Origin of the sequence: Mesorhizobium sp. B2-8-1 (genome assembly GCF_006440955.1) — a bacterium.
Taxonomy (GTDB): Bacteria; Pseudomonadota; Alphaproteobacteria; order Rhizobiales; family Rhizobiaceae; genus Mesorhizobium.
In genome coordinates, this window is the sequence record NZ_VFTX01000002.1 from 493,351 (window position 1) to 512,111 (window position 18,761).

The following is an 18,761-nucleotide window of genomic DNA, read 5'->3' on the forward strand; positions in this document are numbered from 1 at the left end:
GACCCCTAATGCTGACGATGCCCGGTTTCCACAGGGCAAAAGGAAAGGCGGCCGTTGCGGGCCGCCCTTCCTCCAGTCTGGCACTATCGGGACTTTACTGCGCGGCGATGGCGCCAAAGATGATGCCGGAGAGGGCGCCGACCAGCACATAGTCGTTGCCGACGCGGATCCATTCCTGGCCACGGCCAGGACGATGCAGGCCGTAGCGACCATAATCGCGGACCGGGTGATGCTGCCGCCAGCCGGAATATTTCTGGCCATTGCGCCAGTTGTTCCGCTTCACGACGACCTTCTTTTGAATGATACGCTTCTGGATAACGCGCTTCTGGATGACGCGCTTCCTCACATCCCGGTTGGTGGGCTTCTGCCAATCGACATTGGTATAGTTCGACTGCGGCGCGACCGGCGCATTGAGCGGTGCGGCCTGGCCCGTCAGGGACGTGGCGGCCAGCATCGAGAAAGCAAGACCGGAAAGAACAATGCGCTTCATGAAGGAATCTCCTTGGTTGTCAATGCCGCAGAAATAGCCGTCGAAGAATGAACCGAAACTGAACATGAGCATTACAATTCCGTAATAAATCCGAAGCTTTAGGCCGATTGGTTGAACATCCTCGCAAATTCCGGGCGAAGGGCGGGGGGCAACATCGGCCGATCCGCTGCGTCAGGGCGGCGGGGCTCATGCAACCATTTCGGCATCCGTCCATTCTCCGACACGCCCCGTCGCGCGCCGGCAGCCCTTGAAATCGACAAATTTTTATTATCCGGCTAAAATATTCGAGCTATTATCGGCCAACGCCATGATCATGATTCGCACCCCTCGTCCTTCCCCCGGCCGCCGCGCTGCCCGTGTCGCCGGCTTTGTCCGTATCGGTGCGCCGCAATGAGCGGCTCCGTGGTTCTCCTGCATCTGGCCGGCGCCGTGGCGCTGATGCTGTTTGCCACGCGCATGGTGAAGACCGGCGTCGAGCGCGCCTATGGCGACGTGCTGCGCCACAAGCTGCGCGCCACCATGCGCAATCCTGTCATGGCGGTGCTGGCCGGCACCGGCCTCGCTATAGCGCTGCAGAGCTCCACCGCCGTCACGCTGCTGGTCGGCTCCTTCGCGGGCTCCGGCATCGTCTCGGGCGCGGCCGGGCAACTGGCCGTGCGCGGCGCCGAGATCGGTTCGGCTCTGGTGGTCAAGCTGCTCACCTTCGATCTCACGCTGCTGGTGCCGCTTTGCCTGATCACCGGCACGGTCATGTTCATGGCCACCGAGCGGCGCGACTGGCGCCAGACCGGTCGCATCCTGGTCGGCATCGGCCTTTTGATCCTGTCGCTGGAAATGATCGGTCAGGCATCCGAGCCGCTGCGCAACAGCCAGTTGATGCCGGTCATCATCAATTACTTCTCCGGCGATTCCATCACCGCCTATCTGCTGGCGGCGCTGATCACCTGGCTGTTCCAATCGAGCATCGCCGCGGTCCTGTTGATGGCGACGCTGGCGGGCCGCGGCCTGATCACGCCCGAACTCGGCGTCGTCCTCATCCTGGGCGTCAATCTCGGTTCGTCGATCATCGCGCCCATGCTGACCCGCTCCTCCGGCCCCGAAGTGCGCGTCGTGCCGATCGGCAACCTCTTGATGCGCGGGCTTGGCTCGCTGGTCATGCTGATCCTGGTCATGATCTTCAGGCCGCATTTCGCGTTCCTTGGCGCGACGGCAGCGGACCAGATCGTCAATGCCCACATCCTGTTCAATGTGCTGATCCTGCTCGCCGGCCTGCCGCTGGCGGGTCTCGTCTACCGCGCCTCGGAGAAGATCGTCGCGCTCGGCACCAAGACGCCAGCCGCCACGCTCGACGTCGTCGAACTCTCGGCGCTCAACGAAAGCGCGCTCGACGTGCCGAGCCAGGCGCTGGCCAATGCCACCCGCGAGGTGGTGCGGGTCTGCGAGACGGTCGAGATCATGCTCAAGCGCATCATCGAGCTCTACGAGAGCGCCGATGCCGACAAGATCAAGGCGCTGGCCGCCCTTGACGACCGCGTCGACCGCAAGCACGCGGCGATCAAGCTCTACCTCGCCAAGGTCACCAAGAACCCGCTGACCGAGGACGAGGCGTTGCGCTGCCAGGAACTGATCGGCGCCTGCGTCAAGCTGGAGCAGGTCGGCGACATCATCGTGCGCAACATGTTGGTACATGTGAAGAAGAAGTTCGACCGTGGACTGGAATTCACCGACGAGGGTTGGAGCGAGCTGTGCGCCTTCCACGCTTCGGTGCTCGCCAATGCGCGGCTTGCCTTCAACGTGCTGGTGTCGCGCGATGCCGAGACGGCTCGCCAATTGGTGCTGGAGAAGGAACGGCTGCGCGACGCCGAAAAAGAGACCAGCGCCAGCCATTTCCTGCGGCTGCGCGAAGGCACTGCCAAAAGCGTCGAGACCAGTTCGATCCACCTCGACACCATCCGCGATCTCAAACAGATCAACTCGCTGCTGGCATCGATGGCCTATCCCGTGCTGGAAGAACGCGGCCTCCTCGGTGGATCCAGGTTGAAGGCGAGCTGATCAACGACATCTCTCCCTTCTTTGAGACACCTCATCCCACCTCGCTTTGCGACGCCACCTCCCAACAAACAAGGGCAGAAGGAAGAGCGCCGCACTCTGTCGAAAAAATTGTATTGCGGCAGAATTGCATGGCGTCGGTCCTTCGGCGGCAAATTGCCATTGCCGCGTTTCCATCGCTCGGGCTAGGCATATCAGCCAAAGCTTTCGGAGGAGATCGATGGACACCCATTCGCGCAGTTTCGCCAAGGCGCTTTCGTGGCGCGTGACCGGCACCATCGATACGATGATCATCTCGCTGGTGGTGACCGGAAGCGTCAAGCTGGCGGCCGCCATCGGCGTGACAGAAGTCTTCACCAAGTCGCTGCTCTATTATTTTCATGAGCGGGCATGGCTGAAGGTTCCTTATGGACGCAAGACCCCGTTCTGAACCCGGGGTCAAGATTTTGAACCCGGAGATCAAGAAAAGCTAAAGCGGCGACAAAAATTTCTGGATTGCCGGCAGCGCGCATCCGTGGTTTGAGGCCTGCATTCGAGGATTAATTCCCGCCATGTCGCTTCCGCTCATCGCCCTGTTCATCGCTGCCTTCGCTTTCGGCACCACCGAATTCGTCATCGCCGGCGTGCTGCCGCAGGTGGCGCAAGGGCTTGGCGTTTCGGTTCCGACATCGGGCTATCTCGTCTCCGGCTATGCCTGCGGCATCGCCATCGGCGGTCCGCTTCTGGCACTTGCCACCAAGTCCTTGCCGCGCAAGACCTTGCTGCTCGGCCTCGCGGTCGCCTTCACCATCGGTCAGGCGGCCTGCGCGCTGGCGCCCGACTTCACCTCGATGCTGCTTCTGCGCATTGCCGTCGCAGTCGCGCATGGCGCTTATTTCGGCGTCGCCATGGTGGTTGCGGTCGGGCTGGTGCGCGGGGACCAGCGCGGCATGGCGGTGGCCGTCATCCTGTCGGGCCTCACTGTCTCCAACGTGATCGGCGTGCCAGCGGGCACTGCCATCGGCAACATCTGGGGCTGGCGCGCGACCTTCTGGGTTATGTGCGCATTGGGCGTGGCGGCCACGCTTGCCATGGCAGCCCTTTTGCCGCGCACCGCAGGCTATCAGGCCAAACCCGCCGGCCTCGCCCGCGAGGTCCGCGTGCTTGCCCGCCAGCAGGTCTGGACCTCGCTGATCCTGATGCTGATGCTGATGATCGGCCAGTTCGGCCTGTTCACCTACATCACCCCGACACTGCTCGATATCACCGGCCTCGACGAGAACCTGGTGCCCTGGGTGCTCTTGCTCAACGGTGTCGGCGCCACGCTTGGCGTCTTCCTCGGCGGCAGGCTAGCCGACTGGAAGCTGATGCCCTCGCTGATCACCATGCTGGCCCTGCAGGCGGTGACGCTTGCGGTGATCTATGCCGTCAGCCCCTATCCCGTGCCGATGGTCGTGGCGATCGTCATCTGGGGCGGCCTCAACTTTGCCATCGGTACGCCGATCCAGACCCGCATCCTGTCCTGGACTGCGGATGCCTCGAACCTGGCCTCCTCGCTGATCCCATCCGGCTTCAATGTCGGTATAGCGCTCGCGGCATCGCTCGGTGCCGCCATGCTCAATGGCGGTTACGGTTATCGCAGCCTGCCACTGCTTGGCGCCTTGGCGATGCTGATCGCCGTCGCGGTGGCGCTCGCCTCGCACATCTGGGAGTGGCGCAGCAACGCCACGCCACCACTGACGGCAGCGGCGGAGTAGATTACCCGCGCCACGACATCCACCACCGATCATGCCTGATCCGGGCGTCCACCGGCGCAAGCACGACGCGATGAACAGTCATGTCTCGCCTGGCGGCTGCGCAGCTCCAACGCATTACAGATCGATGCGGAACCGCAGGCTCTCCGCTCCGCCATAGGCGGCATCCTCGAAGAAACGTTCGACCAGTCTGCCGCCATTGGCCAGGATCACTTTGTGCGAGGCCGGATTGCCAGGTTTTGCGGTGATGTCGACATGAGCCAGGCCGACCGCCCTCGCCTCATCCAGCATAAGCCGCAGCGCTTCCGTCGCGTAGCCGCGTCGCTGTTTCCACGGCACCACGGCGTAGCCGATATGGCCAAGCACGTGCGGCGGCAGCGCCGACGTGCCCTTCTGCCAGCGCAGGCCGATCGAGCCTGACGTCTCGCCGTCCCACATCCAGCGCCTGAACCCCGGCAGGCGCGGGACCTGTCTGCCGTCAGGCAAGGTGATCGGCGGCCCCTTGGCCTCGGGATCATCGAGGCCGGCCAGGAACGCCGCCGGATCCTCCTCGATTGCGGCAAGCTGCTCGCGAGCTGCCTCCATGAGCCGTACATTGTCGGGCGACCAGCCGCGCTCGAGCGCAGCCTTGTAGGACGCCAGATGCTTGAGCCCGGGCTTGACAATTTCGATCATGATCCATGCTCCTTCGCAGGCCAAGCAGGCATAGCGATGGCCACTGGAACGCTCAAGCGGGCTGGAAGCGGATCGCGCCCTTGTTGAGGAAACACGCTTTGCTGAACAGCGACAGATCCAGCGGGTTCGGTAGCCGAACGTCGCTGATATCGGGAAACGGCTTCGTCGACGGATCGTAGGAGCGGTCGATCTGCGAGATGAAGACCAGGATCACGCCCGTGTCACGCGCAAAAGCCTTCAGCGTGCGCACCTGATCCATCAGCTCCGGATTGTCCCGTTTCTGGTCGAGCAGTTGCAGATAGTCGATGATAGCGAGCGTCCCGCGCGCCGCCGATCCCAACACCTCGACGATGTAGTCGGCGCTGATGCCATCGGAAGTGTCGAACGCGAACAATCGGTCGAACTGGGCGGGGTCCGCCCCGATGGCGCGAAACCGGTCCAGCACATCGCGATGCGTGTATTCCAACGAGAAGAACACGCTGCGATGGCCACGCTTCATGGCTTCGACCGCGAGTTCGAGGCTCATCAGCGTCTTACCGTGGCCTGGTCGCGCACCGACCAGAACCAGGTCGCCAGGCTCCAGCCGCGAGAACAGCCTGCCGGGGGATTTGTTCTCGACCACCTTCGCCGCAAGCAGACTCCAACTCGCAAAACCTTCGCGTGCTGCAATACGGTCGAGCGCCTGATGGAGCGGAATCTTCTCCTCGCGCGACAACAGCCTGGCTTGACGCTTCAGATGGTAAATGGGCGCAATCATCGCAAACCTCCTGGTGCGAGCAGTCTTCGCAACCCCTCCTTATGCCTGGTGCTCGAACAGTCGGTTCGATGATCGGATTGCCCCGCATGAATGATGCTTTCCCGACGGAGGGAGGAGGCGTGGGCGCGCCGGAATCAGACAATACCCCAATGCTGACGGGTCGAAAACGCGCATACGTGCCGGGAATGCTGAACAAGATGTGTTTCGCCGGCCGGCATAAGCCGATTTATGATCGTGCCGGGGGTGATTCACCGCCAAAACACAAACGCTTCGACAGGAGAACGGGTCTGGTGCGGTTGATATCTATCCCGCTGGGTGTCGTCGCCAGCCTCTTCCTCGTTGTCGTCGCTTTGACGGCACGGTCCTTTGCAGCGCCCTCGGCCATTCCGGCCTGGCTGCAGGCCCATGTCGGCGAAGGTGATGGCCAGATCTCAGCTGTGGTCCTGGAGCGGGCCCGAGCGCTTTACCTGAAGAAAGTCGGCGCAGGAGCCGTTAACAATCCCTGCTACTTCGCCATGGATGCGACGCGCCCTAGCGATCTGGGCAACAACAAACTGGGTCACCGTTATTACATCATCTGCGAGGCCAGCCAGGCGTTTCGCGCCGTTTCGGCGGGCCACGGCAGCGGCCGGAATCTGAAGGGCGTCGCTGATTTCGCCAATGGCAAGCGCTGCGCGAAGAACTTCGGCAATGCGCTGGATTCGTCACTGACCGCCGGCGGCGCCTATATGACCGGCGAGGCGAAAACCTCGTTCAAGGGCTATTATCGTACCGCGGCGAAGCAGGACGTGGCTTTCATGCGTACCTTCGTGCAGTTCGATGGCGAGGGCGAGGCCGCGAACGCCAGGCAGCGCGTGATCGGCGGGCATCCGGCGGAAGTGCTGAAGGGAATGTGTCTTCGCAAAGACCCGGCCAGCTCGCATGCCGACCATGACGGCTACGTGCCGTTCGGCAAACTGGTGGATTATGCCGGCGGCCGCAGCAATGGCTGCACCAGTTGGTCGGCGGCAGATGCGCGGCAGATCATCCCGATGGTGAAGGACAATCCGACGACGCTCTACATCTACCCTGAATCGCGCGACATCGCCGCCGTCGCGCAAATCGTGGCGGCGGGTCGTTCGCCGTCGGACGCTGGGCCCTATTGGAACGCATCCTGCCTGAAGGAAATCGGCTCTCCGAAATTCTGGCCGCGAAAGACGCTCGAGCCGATCATCGCCCAATACAGGAAGGACCACCCGGCACCGCCGCCGCAGCCGGTGCCGATCTGCAAGGAGCCTTGAGGTCCGTCCCGGCTCCGGGGATGCGGGGTCTACGGGATCGCATCCCTCAGCGCAGAAAATCGAACACCGCCTGCATGAAACCGGATGGATATTCGACATTCGACAGGTGAACCGCCGGCAGGACGACCAGCTTCGCGCCGGGCACCGCCGCGGCGATCAGTTCGCTGTGGCTGGCCGCCGTCACCGTGTCGTGCTCGCCGGCGATCACCAGCGTCGGCCGCGAGATCAGCGCCACGGTGCGGCGAAGGTCGGCGTCGCGCACCGCCGCAAAGAGGCCCGCCAGGCCTTGCCGGTCGATGGCGAGCAGCATGGCGCGAAATTCCTCGATGACGGGCTCGTTGGCCGCCACCATTTTTGCCGGGAACCAATTGTTGAGGAACGTTTCGGCGGTTTCGGCCATGTCGGGCGCCTGCCGGACGGCGGCAATGCGCTCGTCGAAATAGCTTGCCGGTCCGAGATGGGACGAGGTGTTGCTCAGGATCAGCCGGTCGATCCGCTCCGGCGCGTGGATGCCGAGCCATTGCCCGACGAAGCCGCCCAGCGACAGGCCGAGGAAATGCACGCGGCCAAGGCCGAGCGCGTCGAGCAGTTCGATCACGTCGCCGCCGAGCCGATCGAGCGAATAGGCGCCGGCCGGCACGCTCGATCCGCCATGGCCGCGAAAATCATAGCGCAGAAGATGGAAATGCCTGGACAACTCGCCGACCTGTCCATTCCACATATGCAGCGTGGTGGCGATGGAGTTCGACAGCATCAGCACCGGCTTTGCCGCATCGCCGTCGAAGCGGTAGGCGATGCGCGTGCCATCGCCAACAGTTACGAAATTCAGCTCATTCATGATGAAAGATCCTTCTGGAAGGGTTGAATGAGACAGAGCGTAGCCATGTCGTTGTTTTGTTGATATTACAAAGTCAGGACAATCTCTGTAATCAAAGCTGACATGGCTGACTTCACCTTGCACGACCTGCAGTGCTTCGACGCCGTGATCCGCACCGGCGGCTTTCAGCCGGCGGCGGCCCTGTTGCATCGTTCACACCCGGCTGTATTCGCCGCTGTCGCCAAGCTGGAACGGCAGCTCGACCTCGTTCTCCTGGACCGCAGCGGCTATCGCGTGCGCCCGACCGAGGCCGGGCTGTCGTTCCACCGCCGGGCGCAATCGCTGCTGCGCGAACTGGAAGGCCTGCGCGTGCATGCCGCCCAGCTCTCGATCGGCGAAGAAAGCGAAATCCATGTGGTGATCGGCGACCTCTGCCCACGACCGCAGGTGCTGGGCCTGCTCGGGCGGTTCTTCGCGCAATGTCCCGGCACGCGTCTGCACCTGCACTTCGAGGCCGTCGGCGGCCCTTGGGAGCGTCTTTTCGACGACGAGGCCGATCTGGTCCTGCACTGGATCGACAAAGGCGATGCGCGGGTGGAATGGATCGACTTGTGCAAGGTGCCGTTCATTCCCGTGGTGGCACCGGGCTTTCTGCCGGAGCGCATCGAGCCGCCGATCACACCCGACCAGATGCAGGCGCTCACCCAATGCGTGATGCGCGACACTGCCCGCCATTCACCGCAACAAGATTACTTCATGGTCGAAGGCGCGCCGCAATGCCTGGTCGCCGACCAGGGCATGAAGAAGGAGATCATCCTGCAGGGCCTCGGCTGGGGCCACCTGCCACGCTTCCTGATCGAGGAGGAGCTGCGTGATGGACGCCTGCGGTCCATCGCCGGCCCTCATATGCCGGGCCGCACCGACGAACTGGTGGTGGCGCGCCGCCGCGACCGTCCCCACGGGCCGGTCGCCAACCGTTTGTGGGATCATGTCCAGCAGGAGGCGCCGGCATTGCGCCGCGCGTTGGAGCCCCAGAAGGTTGTTCCATAGGGCAGGCAAGCACCGACGGTCGCGCCGGCTACTGCAGCAGTCCCTTGATGATGCCGCTTGCCTTGCCGAAATCCATCTGGCCGGCATATTTCTGCTTCAGTGCCGCGATCACCTTGCCCATGTCCTTCTGGCTGGCGGCACCGGTCGCCGCGATCGCCTCGCGTGCCGCAGCGGTGATGGCGGCATCGTCCAGTTGCGTCGGCAGGAAATCGCGGATGATCTCCATCTCGCCGCGCTCCTGCGCGGCCAGTTCCGGCCGCTTGCCGTCCTCGAACGCGTTGGCCGATTCTTCGCGCTGCTTCACCATCTTGGCCAGGATCTGCAGGATCTCCTCGTCGCTGGCCGGCTCCTTGCCGGCGCCGCGATTGGCGATGTCGCGGTCGTGGATGGCGGCCTGTATCAGCCGCAATGTCGGCAGCCGGTGCTTGTCCTGCGCCTTCATCGCGCTCTTCAGGGATTCGGCGATTTTTGCGCGCATCGTGCTCTCTCCTTCGGTCGGCGCGGACAATAGCGCCGGGTGCAGGCCAACGCAAACCCTGATATGTCGAGGCAAGCCTATGATATTGCTCAATGAAATAAATCGCAGCGGCATTTCCCATCATCATTGACCGACCTGCCCCCTTCCCCTATGTACTGGGCCTTGCATGAACTGAAGCTTGAGTGCGTGGAGGCCGCGAATTCGCCGCTCGCGCCGTTTGCCGCGCAAATAGCCCGCCGGGCCTGTTTGAAGCGCGCGGCCTGATAGGAGTGCCGCCATGGCCGACACCGCGTCCACCCCCGCTTGGGCCACCGAGAAACCGACGGCATTGCTGGTGCTGGCCGACGGCACCGTCATTGAGGGTCGCGGTCTCGGCGCAACGGGTTCGGCGGTCGCCGAGGTCTGCTTCAACACCGCGCTTACCGGCTATCAGGAGATCCTGACCGATCCGTCCTATGCCGGCCAGATCGTCACCTTCACCTTCCCGCATGTCGGTAATATCGGCACCAACGGCGAAGACATCGAGGACCTCAATCCGGCTGCTCGCGCCGGTGCCGTCGGCGCCGTGTTCAAGGCCGATGTCACCAATCCCTCCAACTACCGCGCTGCCGGCCATCTCGATCAATGGCTGAAGAAGCGCGGCATCGTCGCCCTCTCGGGCATCGACACCCGCGCGTTGACCGCGTTGATCCGCGAAAAGGGCATGCCCAACGCCGTTATCGCGCATGCGACCGACGGCGTCTTCGATCTCGACGACCTGAAACGCCGCGCCGCCGCGTGGTCCGGCCTGATCGGCCTCGACCTCGCCAAGGAGGTCACGTCAGGCCAGTCCTCGGTGTGGCGCGAGACGCCTTGGGTGTGGGACGAGGGCTTTGGCGAACAGGACGAGCCCTCCATGCATGTCGTCGCCATCGACTATGGCGTCAAGCGCAACATCCTGCGCCTGCTTGCGGGGCTTGGTGCCAAGGTGACCGTGGTTCCGGCCAAGACCGGCGCCGAGGAAATCCTCGCCATGCAGCCGGACGGCATCTTCCTGTCCAACGGCCCCGGCGACCCTGAAGCCACCGGCGCCTATGCCGTGCCGGTCATCCAGGACCTGCTCAGGACCGAGATTCCGGTGTTCGGCATCTGCCTCGGCCACCAGATGCTGGCGCTGGCGCTGGGCGGCAAGACCGCCAAGATGCATCAGGGCCATCACGGCGCCAACCATCCGGTCAAGGACCACACCACAGGCAAGGTCGAGATCGTCTCGATGAACCACGGCTTTGCCGTCGACGCCGACTCGCTGCCGTCAGGCGTCGAGGAAACCCATGTCTCGCTGTTCGACGGCTCGAATTGCGGCATCGCGCTGACAGGCCGGCCGGTGTTCTCGGTCCAGCACCACCCCGAGGCCTCGCCCGGCCCGCAGGATTCGCATTATCTGTTCCGCCGCTTCGTCAACCTGATCCGCGAAAAGCGCGGCGAGGAACTGCTGGCCGAACGGGCTTAGTTCCGACAGATCCTCATACTCGTGCCCCATCTCCCGCGACGCCTTTGGTGACGGTTCCGAGTGCCGCGGGCCTCGCCACTTTCGTAACGAAGACAACGAGCGCCAGCACTAGGAAAACCGCGCCAACCAGGTAAGGCGCGCCGCCGAAGGTCACTGGCGCGCTTGGCCCGGTGAACCAGGAAAAGATCGCGGTATAGAGCAGCGGCGTGACGATCGATGTGATCGAGAAGATCGACGTCATCGCGCCTTGTAATTCACCCTGCGCCGAAGGCGGCACCTTGGCGGCGGCGAGGCTCCTGAGCGGCGGGTCGGCCAGCGCTTCCAGGCAGCCGACGACGATCACCGCATAAATCATCCAACCCTGCGTCGCGAAGGCGTAGCCGAAAGCACTGAGCGCCGTGAACGCAAGACCGATCACCGCCGTCCTCCACTCGCCAAGCCTGGGAATGATGCGTGGCAGCACCGTTGCCATGACGACGGCGCCGCACAGGCCGAAAGCGCCGAGAGAAAGGCCGATCTGCTGCTCGTTCCAGCCATAGCGATAGTTGGAGACGAACGACCAGACCGCCGGATACATCATGTGGCCGAGCGTCATCAGGAAGAAGACCAGCCCGATCCAGCCAATGCCTTGATATTGGCGCATCTGCAGAAGCGTGCCGACTGGGTTGGCGCGCTTCCACTCGAAGCGCCGGCGGTGCTTTTCATCGAGCGTTTCGGGCAGCAGGAACAGCGCGATCAGGAAGTTCACAAAGGCAAGTCCGGCGGCGAAATAAAACGGCACGCGCGGCCCGAAGGTGCCGAGCAGCCCGCCAAGGACCGGCCCGATGACAAAGCCGACGCCGAAGGCGATGCCGAGCAGGCCGAAATTCTTGGCCCGGTTCTCATCGTTCGAGATGTCGGCGATGAAGGCTGATGTGGTCGAATAGCTGGCGCCTGAAATGCCGGCCAGCACGCGCCCGATGAACAGCATCGGGTAGGACCAGGCTATGGCGCAGATCAGATTGTCGATGGAAAACGTCAGCACGGAGGCGAGAAGGATCGGCCGCCGGCCGAACCGGTCGCTCAACCCGCCCATGATGGGCGCGAAGAAGAACTGCATGGCCGCATAGACGAAGAACAGCCAGCCGCCTTCGATCGCAGCCTGCGAGACGCCGACGCCGGTCAACTCTTGCAGATAGGCCGGCAGCACCGGCATGATGATGCCGAATCCGATGATGTCGAGGAGCAGCGTCGTGAAGACGAGCGCAAGGCCCCGCTTGGCGGTTTTGGGATCCATCATGGGCTCGTCTGCTCCTTCCCGGCGCCTGGCGCGCAGGCGGAGGCACTTATAGGCGAGCCCGCCGTCAGGAACAATGAGGGAACAAGCAGGACGTTCGCATCCTGACATCCCCTGACGATATCCTTGCCGTCAGGTCACCCGTGAAAGAACCGGACGCTCAGATCGGGTTGTTGAACGTGTCGCAGTCGGAAAGCTTACCGCTCTTGTAGCCGCGCGCCAGCCAGGTCTGCCGCTGCGCCGACGTGCCGTGGTTGAAGCTTTCCGGCACCACATAGCCCTGCATTTTCTTCTGCAGCGTATCGTCGCCGATCTGCCTGGCGGCATTGAGCGCGCTTTCCATATCGCCTTGCTCCAATATGCCCTTCTGCGCCGTGTAATGCGCCCAGACGCCGGCGAAGCAGTCGGCCTGAAGCTCGACGCGCACCGACATTTGGTTGGCTTCGGCCTCGCCCATGCTTTGCCGCATCTGGTTGAATTTGGACATGATGCCGGTCAGATTCTGCACGTGATGGCCGACCTCATGCGCGATCACATAGGCCCGCGCGAACTCGCCCGAGGCGCCGAACTGCTGGTCCAGCTGCTGGAAGAATGTCATGTCGAGATACACCTTGTGGTCGCCGGGACAATAGAAGGGTCCGGCCGCCGACGAGGCGAAGCCGCAGGCCGAGCGGATCTGCCCGCTGAACAGCACTAGCTTAGGGTCCTCATAGGTCAGTCCGTTGGCCTTGAAAATGCCGGTCCATGTGTCCTCGGTCTCGGCCAGCACGGTTGCCACGAACTGCTTCATCTCGTCGGAAGCCGGCGCACCGGTGCCGCCGTCCTGGCCGCCGCTGTTGTCCGTTATCTCGCCGCCGCCAGGCAGCAGGCCTCCACCGCCGCCGCTCAGCACCTGGATCGGATCGATGCCGAAGGCTTTCAGGCCGAAATAGAGCACGACGAGGATGATGATGGTCGAGATCGACATGCCGCCGCCGCTTCTGCCGCCGATCGGAATGCGGAACTGGCCGGGTCCGCCGCCACCAAATCCGCCGCCGCCGCTGCTGCGCTGGTCCTCGACATTGTCACTCTGACGACGGCCTCTCCAGAGCATGGCAACTCCCCGCGCTGCGAATTTACTGGTCGATCCGGCGCGAGGCCGGCTCCACCTCATGAACAATTATCTCAATGGTTGCGCCAAGTCACAGCATTTTTCGCGGCCGTGGCCGTGCTGGCATGATGGCTCCACTGCTCTGGCCGCGACTGTGGAATGTCTATGGTATCGCCGGCGAAACGGGGCCGGCGTCTTGGCAAAGTCCCTAGCCCGCCGTCATCGCCTTGCGGAACGCTTCCAGCGTCTCGGCGCTGACATGGTGCTCTATGCCCTCGGCATCGATGCGCGCCGTCTCGGCGCTGACGCCGAGCGAACGCAAAAAAGCCTCCACCGTCTGGTGGCGAATGCGGCTCTCTTCCGCGACCTTGCGACCGGCTTCGGTGAGGAACACGCCGCGATAGGGCTTTCTGGAGACCAGCCCGTCGGCACACAGCCTGGTCAGCATCTTGGCCACTGTCGGTTGAGCGACCCCCAGCCTGGCTGCGATGTCGACCTGGCGGGCCTCGTTGCCGTCCTCGATCAGGTCGGCGATCAACTCGACATAGTCCTCGACCAGCGCGCTGCGGCGCGCTTCGCGCGTCTGCCGGAACCCTTCCGAATGGACATCGGCATCGGGCAGCGGCTCACGCGGGACCGGTCTGTTCTTCAGCGCCAATATGCGCTCCTCCTTGGCTGCCCGAAGATTGAATCGGCCCGCATTCATAGCACGGGCCCCGACAATCCTGGCGTTTATTTGCATTCGGGCCCAGGCGCAACCGCATCGCCGCCGCGTCGGAGCACGATCGATCGCATCGCAAAAGCATGATCAATGAAATATAGCATATTGCATAATGTTGAGCCGTGGCATAGATAGGACACATCATCCATTGCATCACGCGGAATTCGCCATGTCCGAGACCGACGCCACCGCCATAGCCAGACCAGCGTGGCGGTTCGACAGGCCAGGCGATGAGCAGCCGAGCCTGCGCGAGGTCAACTCCTCGATCGCCGTACCGAATTCGGGCGTCTGGTTCCGTCGCCTGTTTGCCTTCATGGGGCCGGGCTATATGGTCTCGGTCGGCTATATGGACCCGGGCAACTGGGCGACAGACCTCGCCGGCGGCGCCCAGTTCGGCTACACGCTGCTGTTCATCATCATGCTGTCCAACCTGATGGCGATTCTGCTGCAGGCGCTGGCCGCGCGTCTCGGCATCGCCACCGACCGCGACCTCGCCCAGGCCTGTCGCGCCTACTACCCGCGTCCGGTGAACTTCGTGCTGTGGATCGCCTGCGAGCTCGCCATCATCGCCTGCGACCTCGCCGAAGTGATCGGCACCGCGATCGCGCTGCAGCTCCTGTTCGGCATTCCGCTGATCGGCGGCGCCATGCTCACCGCGCTCGACGCCTTCCTGGTGCTTTTGTTGATGAACAAGGGCTTCCGCTATCTCGAAGCCTTCGTCGTCGCGCTTCTGGTCATCATCTTCAGCTGCTTTGCCATCCAGATCTTCGTCGCCGCGCCACCGGCCGGCACGATCCTGCATTCGATGTTCGTGCCGTCATCCGAAATCGTCACCAATCCGGCGATGCTCTACATCGCCATCGGCATCATCGGCGCCACCGTCATGCCGCACAATCTCTATCTGCACTCCTCAATCGTGCAGACCCGCGCCTATGAACGCACCGACGAGGGCAAGCGCGACGCCATCAAATGGGCAACGACGGACTCGACCATCGCCCTGATGCTGGCCCTGTTCGTCAACGCCTCGATCCTGATCGTGTCGGCGGTCGCCTTCCACAACACCGGCCACCAGGACGTCGCCGAGATTGGCCAGGCTTTCGAACTGCTGTCGCCGCTGCTCGGCCTGAGCATCGCCTCGATCCTGTTTGCCGTGGCGCTGCTCGCCTCCGGCCTGAACTCGACGGTGACCGCCACGCTTGCCGGCCAGATCGTCATGGAAGGCTTCCTGCGCCTGCGCATTCCGCAATGGGCGCGGCGCCTGCTGACGCGCGGCCTCGCCATCATCCCCGTGGTGGTCGTCACCGCGCTCTACGGCGAAAAGGGCACCGGCCAGTTGCTGGTGTTCAGCCAGGTGATCCTGTCGATGCAACTGCCCTTCGCGGTAATCCCGCTGGTCCAGTTCGTCTCTGACAGGAAGAAGATGGGCAGCCTTGCCATCCCGCGCGGCGTTGCGGCGCTCGCCTGGGTGGTCGCCGCCATCATCCTGGTGCTCAACTTCAAGCTGCTCTACGACACGCTGTTCGGGATCGGCTGAGATCGGCCGCGACAAAGACGCGGCCCGCGCTATTTCTCGGTCGATCATGACCACGATAGCCCAATCTCGAAGCTTCTATGCCAAGCTGATGGCTGCGCAGGCGCGTTCCGCCGATCCGCGTCTTGAAGAGGTGTTCGCGGCCGTGCCGCGCGAGGCGTTTCTCGGTCCTGGCCCATGGATGATCGTCGCCGGCCAAGGCGCGGTCGAGACCCCGAGCGCCGACCCGCGCTTCATCTATCAGAACGTGCTGGTGGTGCTCGATGCCGACAAGGGCATCAACAATGGCGAGCCGTTCCTGCACGCCATGTGGATCGGGAAACTCGCGCCCAGGCCCGGCGAGGCTGTCACTCACATCGGCGCCGGCACCGGCTACTACACGGCTTTGCTGGCCAGGTTGGTTTCACCTGGCGGCACCGTTGCCGCCTTCGAACTGGACGCCGATCTTGCCTCGCGGGCAAAGGCAAACCTTGCGGGCTACGAGAACGTCACTGTCATTCCTGGCGATGCCGTCACATCGGATTTGCCGCCATCGGATGCCATCTATGTCAATGCCGGCGTCGCGGCACCTCCACCCGGCTGGCTCAAGGCGCTGAAGCCGGACGGCCGCATGATCTTCCCGTGGCGCCCGGCCGAGCGCGTTCCCTTGGCCGCTCTGGTGACCCGCACCGAAAAAGGTTTTGCCTGCGACCCTTTCATGCGCTCCTGGTTCATCCCTTGCTCCGGTGCATCGGTTGCAAGTCTCGCGGCAAAAATCCCGACGCGCGACCAGGCCGCGCGCAGTCGCTCGATCTGGCTGACGGCGGACAAGTTGCCGGACCGCACCGCCACCGCGATCTTTGAGCATGTCTGGTTTTCGTCACGCAGCCTCGATGCGCGGCCTCGGGTCTGACGAACCGAAATTCGGCACGCCCTGTCGGACGGCCAGCCAGTCATCCGTCCTTGGACTGAAGTCCGGCCCTGACGGCATGGATCGAAACAGGAGGAGCATCCCATGAGAAAGATCATAGCGGCGACATTCGTCAGCCTCGACGGCGTCATGCAGGCGCCGGGCGGCCCGGAGGAGGATCCCGTCGGCGGCTTCAAGTTCGGCGGCTGGACGTTCCACTATTTTGACGAAGTGGCGGGCGCGGCGATGGATGAACTATTCTCCAAGCCCTTCGCCCTCTTGCTCGGCCGCAGAACCTACGACATATTCGCCGCGTACTGGCCGTACCAGAAAGATCCGATCGCGGATGCCTTCAATCCTGCGACCAAATACGTAGCGACGCATCATCCGGGTTCGCTCACCTGGCAGAACACGCAATCGCTTGGGCCTGATATCGTCCCGGCGTTGCGCCGCCTCAAACAGGAAGAGGGACCTGATCTGCTCATCCAGGGATCGGCCAATCTGATCCAGACCCTGCTCGCCAATGGGCTGATCGACGAAATTCGGCTGATGATTTTCCCGCTGTTACTGGGCAAGGGCAAGCGGCTGTTCGGCGATGACGCGATGCCGGCTGCCTTCAAGCTGACCCGCTCGCAGACTTCCAGCACCGGCGTCATCATGGCGATCTACGAGCGCGCCGGCGAAATCAAGACCGGTTCCTTTGTCACGGGGGAGCCATCCGACGCCGAGCTCGAGCGGCGCAGGACCTGGAAGTAAACGCTTCTTTTCCTCTCCTCCACGAACGTGGAGGAGAGGAACCAGGTTCTGAGAAGTCCCTCAAGCCGCCTGCGGCCGGCGCGCCAGCCCGTCGCGTATGTGCCGTGCGAACGCTTGCGCCGCCGGGCCGACGCCGTGCCTCGGCAGATGCAGGTTGATCGAGAAATTCGGCAGCGGCGGCAGGCCGGACCCGGACGGCAATATGTCGAGATCGGCCGGCACCGCGGAGGCCAGCCAGGTGGTGACGGCCAGGTCGGAACGCACCGTAGCCGTCGTCGCGTCGATATTGCCGTTCTCGAACACGGTGCGCCATTCCAGCCCATGCTCGTGGAGCGCCGAAAGCACCACCGGCCGGAAGGCGCAGCTGTCGGCGACCATCGAGACCGGCAAGGGGCGCTTGGCACGCGCGACACCGCCCTTGGCGCCGACCCACACCAGCCGATCGATGGCGAGGCACTCGCCATCCGATGCCCCTACCCGTTCCTCGATGACCGCCAGGTCGATGGTGCCGGCCGCGAGCGCCGCGGCCAATTCCGGCGAGGAGGCGCAGACCAGCGATATCTCGACCTGCGGATAGGTTTGCGCATAGGCCTTCAGCACCGGCGCCAGCGTCGTGCCGACAAGGTCGTAAGGCACGCCGAACCGCACCTGGCCGGCAACGACATTGGCAGCCATTTCGGCCCAGATCTCGTCGTTGAGGCTGAGCAGCAGCTTTGCCTTGCCGAACAGCCGCTCGCCGGCAGAGGTCAGCCGCAAGCCGCGCCGGTCGCGCTCGAACAGGCTGCGGCCGAGCGCCTCCTCCAGCCGCCGGACTTGCTGGCTGACGGCGCCTTGCGTCAGGTGCAGCGCATTGGCCGCCGCCGTCATGCTGGCCTTGTCGGCGACGGTTACGAAGGTGCGCATGAGCGTCGTATCGAGGTTGCGGATCATGTCCTGCATTATAGATGCTAATGCCTGTCATCGTAAACATTGCATTTACTGATATGCGGCTGCATCTAACATGGGGCCTTCGACAGAGGACGCCGCATGCTCCAACCCGTCATCCCGCTGATCCTGTTCGCCCTGGTGGCGACCAGCACGCCCGGCATCGCCACCACCTTGTCGACGGCGTCGGGCGCGCAGTTCGGCTTTCGCCGCTCCATCCCGCTGGTGGTCGGCAGCGCGGCCGGCCTAGCCACAGTCACTGGGGCGGCGGCCGCCGGGCTGGCCGGCCTGCTTCTCGCCATGCCGTCCTTGCAGCTTGCCATGAAGATCGCCGGCTCGCTCTACCTCGTCTGGCTGGCGCTCAAGATCGGCCGTGCGGGGGCGCCCAAGCTCGATGTGACGATGATCAAACCGAACAGTTTTCTCGGCGGTGCCGGCATTCAGTGGCTGAACCCCAAGGGCTGGGCGATGGGGCTTGGAGCCGCGGCATCCTTCGCCGCACTCGCCGACGGGCCGGCGCGGCTGGCCCTGCTGCTCGGCTCCACCTTCGGCCTCACCGCCGCCTTCTCGCTGTCGCTATGGTGTGTGGCCGGCATGCTGCTCGCCCGGCTGCTGAAGACCGAGCAGCAATGGCGCGCGCTCAATATCCTGCTCGGCCTGGTGCTGGCGGCATCGATCATTCCGATGTGGCGGCAGGCGTAAGATGGGCCTGCAGAACCTGGGTTCCTCGCCCCCGCAAGGCGAGGCGAGGAACCC

The 18,761-nt window shown here is 63.6% G+C and carries 19 protein-coding genes; 10 read left to right on the top strand and 9 right to left on the bottom strand.

Going from position 1 to position 18,761, the window contains the following annotated elements; all coding sequences use genetic code 11:
- Nucleotides 1-94 precede the first annotated feature (94 nt).
- Nucleotides 95-490: an RcnB family protein gene (locus FJ428_RS06700; RefSeq protein WP_140555983.1), complete on the bottom strand. Its 396-nt coding sequence runs from the start codon at nt 488-490 to the stop codon at nt 95-97.
- Nucleotides 491-880: 390 nt separating this feature from the next.
- On the opposite strand from FJ428_RS06700, the gene FJ428_RS06705 reads away from it, so the two are divergent.
- From FJ428_RS06705 to FJ428_RS06715, 3 genes are all read left to right on the top strand, one after another.
- Nucleotides 881-2,542: a Na/Pi cotransporter family protein gene (locus FJ428_RS06705; RefSeq protein WP_140495914.1), complete on the top strand. Its 1,662-nt coding sequence runs from the start codon at nt 881-883 to the stop codon at nt 2,540-2,542.
- Nucleotides 2,543-2,759: 217 nt separating this feature from the next.
- The gene (locus FJ428_RS06710; RefSeq protein ID WP_140495915.1) at nt 2,760-2,969 is read left to right on the top strand and encodes a DUF2061 domain-containing protein; all 210 of its coding nucleotides are present in this window, start codon (nt 2,760-2,762) and stop codon (nt 2,967-2,969) included.
- Nucleotides 2,970-3,090: 121 nt separating this feature from the next.
- Entirely contained in the window at nt 3,091-4,275 is a 1,185-nt protein-coding gene (locus tag FJ428_RS06715; RefSeq protein WP_140879106.1) for an MFS transporter, read from the top strand.
- Nucleotides 4,276-4,389: 114 nt separating this feature from the next.
- Here the strand turns inward: FJ428_RS06715 and FJ428_RS06720 are convergent, their stop codons facing one another.
- Both FJ428_RS06720 and FJ428_RS06725 read right to left on the bottom strand, forming a co-directional pair.
- Nucleotides 4,390-4,947: a GNAT family N-acetyltransferase gene (locus FJ428_RS06720; RefSeq protein ID WP_140879107.1), complete on the bottom strand. Its 558-nt coding sequence runs from the start codon at nt 4,945-4,947 to the stop codon at nt 4,390-4,392.
- A gap of 52 nt (nt 4,948-4,999) precedes the next feature.
- Nucleotides 5,000-5,704: a DNA helicase gene (locus tag FJ428_RS06725; RefSeq protein ID WP_140879108.1), complete on the bottom strand. Its 705-nt coding sequence runs from the start codon at nt 5,702-5,704 to the stop codon at nt 5,000-5,002.
- 290 nt (nt 5,705-5,994) lie between these two features.
- On the opposite strand from FJ428_RS06725, the gene FJ428_RS06730 reads away from it, so the two are divergent.
- Nucleotides 5,995-6,984: a hypothetical protein gene (locus tag FJ428_RS06730; protein ID WP_140879263.1), complete on the top strand. Its 990-nt coding sequence runs from the start codon at nt 5,995-5,997 to the stop codon at nt 6,982-6,984.
- A gap of 46 nt (nt 6,985-7,030) precedes the next feature.
- Here the strand turns inward: FJ428_RS06730 and FJ428_RS06735 are convergent, their stop codons facing one another.
- On the bottom strand, nt 7,031-7,822 hold the full coding sequence (locus FJ428_RS06735) for an alpha/beta fold hydrolase (RefSeq protein ID WP_140879109.1): 792 nt from the start codon (nt 7,820-7,822) through the stop codon (nt 7,031-7,033).
- A gap of 102 nt (nt 7,823-7,924) precedes the next feature.
- Here FJ428_RS06735 and FJ428_RS06740 point away from each other — a divergent pair, with 102 nt between their 5' ends.
- On the top strand, nt 7,925-8,851 hold the full coding sequence (locus tag FJ428_RS06740; RefSeq protein WP_140879110.1) for a LysR family transcriptional regulator: 927 nt from the start codon (nt 7,925-7,927) through the stop codon (nt 8,849-8,851).
- Nucleotides 8,852-8,879: 28 nt separating this feature from the next.
- Here the strand turns inward: FJ428_RS06740 and FJ428_RS06745 are convergent, their stop codons facing one another.
- The gene (locus tag FJ428_RS06745; protein ID WP_140879111.1) at nt 8,880-9,329 is read right to left on the bottom strand and encodes a GatB/YqeY domain-containing protein; all 450 of its coding nucleotides are present in this window, start codon (nt 9,327-9,329) and stop codon (nt 8,880-8,882) included.
- 277 nt (nt 9,330-9,606) lie between these two features.
- Here FJ428_RS06745 and carA point away from each other — a divergent pair, with 277 nt between their 5' ends.
- A complete protein-coding gene (gene carA / locus FJ428_RS06750) occupies nt 9,607-10,818 on the top strand; it encodes a glutamine-hydrolyzing carbamoyl-phosphate synthase small subunit (protein WP_140818126.1) in 1,212 nt (403 codons plus the stop codon).
- Between the two features lie 13 nt (nt 10,819-10,831).
- On the opposite strand, the gene FJ428_RS06755 is transcribed toward carA, so the two are convergent.
- The 3 genes from FJ428_RS06755 to mntR form a co-directional block, all read right to left on the bottom strand.
- On the bottom strand, nt 10,832-12,205 hold the full coding sequence (locus FJ428_RS06755) for a TCR/Tet family MFS transporter (RefSeq protein WP_263486602.1): 1,374 nt from the start codon (nt 12,203-12,205) through the stop codon (nt 10,832-10,834).
- A 49-nt stretch (nt 12,206-12,254) separates the two neighbouring features.
- Nucleotides 12,255-13,187 carry a neutral zinc metallopeptidase gene (locus FJ428_RS06760; protein ID WP_140879112.1) on the bottom strand — a complete coding sequence of 311 codons (933 nt, stop codon included), beginning with the start codon at nt 13,185-13,187 and terminating at the stop codon, nt 12,255-12,257.
- A 205-nt stretch (nt 13,188-13,392) separates the two neighbouring features.
- Entirely contained in the window at nt 13,393-13,842 is a 450-nt protein-coding gene (gene mntR, locus FJ428_RS06765; protein ID WP_181165236.1) for a manganese-binding transcriptional regulator MntR, read from the bottom strand.
- 232 nt (nt 13,843-14,074) lie between these two features.
- Here mntR and FJ428_RS06770 point away from each other — a divergent pair, with 232 nt between their 5' ends.
- From FJ428_RS06770 to FJ428_RS06780, 3 genes are all read left to right on the top strand, one after another.
- Entirely contained in the window at nt 14,075-15,439 is a 1,365-nt protein-coding gene (locus FJ428_RS06770) for an Nramp family divalent metal transporter (RefSeq protein WP_140879113.1), read from the top strand.
- Between the two features lie 46 nt (nt 15,440-15,485).
- Nucleotides 15,486-16,328 carry a protein-L-isoaspartate O-methyltransferase gene (locus tag FJ428_RS06775; protein ID WP_181167230.1) on the top strand — a complete coding sequence of 281 codons (843 nt, stop codon included), beginning with the start codon at nt 15,486-15,488 and terminating at the stop codon, nt 16,326-16,328.
- Nucleotides 16,329-16,430: 102 nt separating this feature from the next.
- The gene (locus FJ428_RS06780; protein WP_140879114.1) at nt 16,431-17,081 is read left to right on the top strand and encodes a dihydrofolate reductase family protein; all 651 of its coding nucleotides are present in this window, start codon (nt 16,431-16,433) and stop codon (nt 17,079-17,081) included.
- 60 nt (nt 17,082-17,141) lie between these two features.
- Here FJ428_RS06780 and FJ428_RS06785 read toward each other — a convergent pair whose 3' ends face one another.
- Complete coding sequence (locus tag FJ428_RS06785; protein WP_263486603.1) at nt 17,142-18,020, bottom strand: LysR substrate-binding domain-containing protein; 879 nt, start codon at nt 18,018-18,020, stop codon at nt 17,142-17,144.
- A gap of 87 nt (nt 18,021-18,107) precedes the next feature.
- Between FJ428_RS06785 and FJ428_RS06790 the strand changes: the two genes are divergently transcribed.
- A complete protein-coding gene (locus tag FJ428_RS06790) occupies nt 18,108-18,707 on the top strand; it encodes a LysE family translocator (protein WP_140495928.1) in 600 nt (199 codons plus the stop codon).
- The last annotated feature ends 54 nt before the right edge of the window (nt 18,708-18,761 follow it).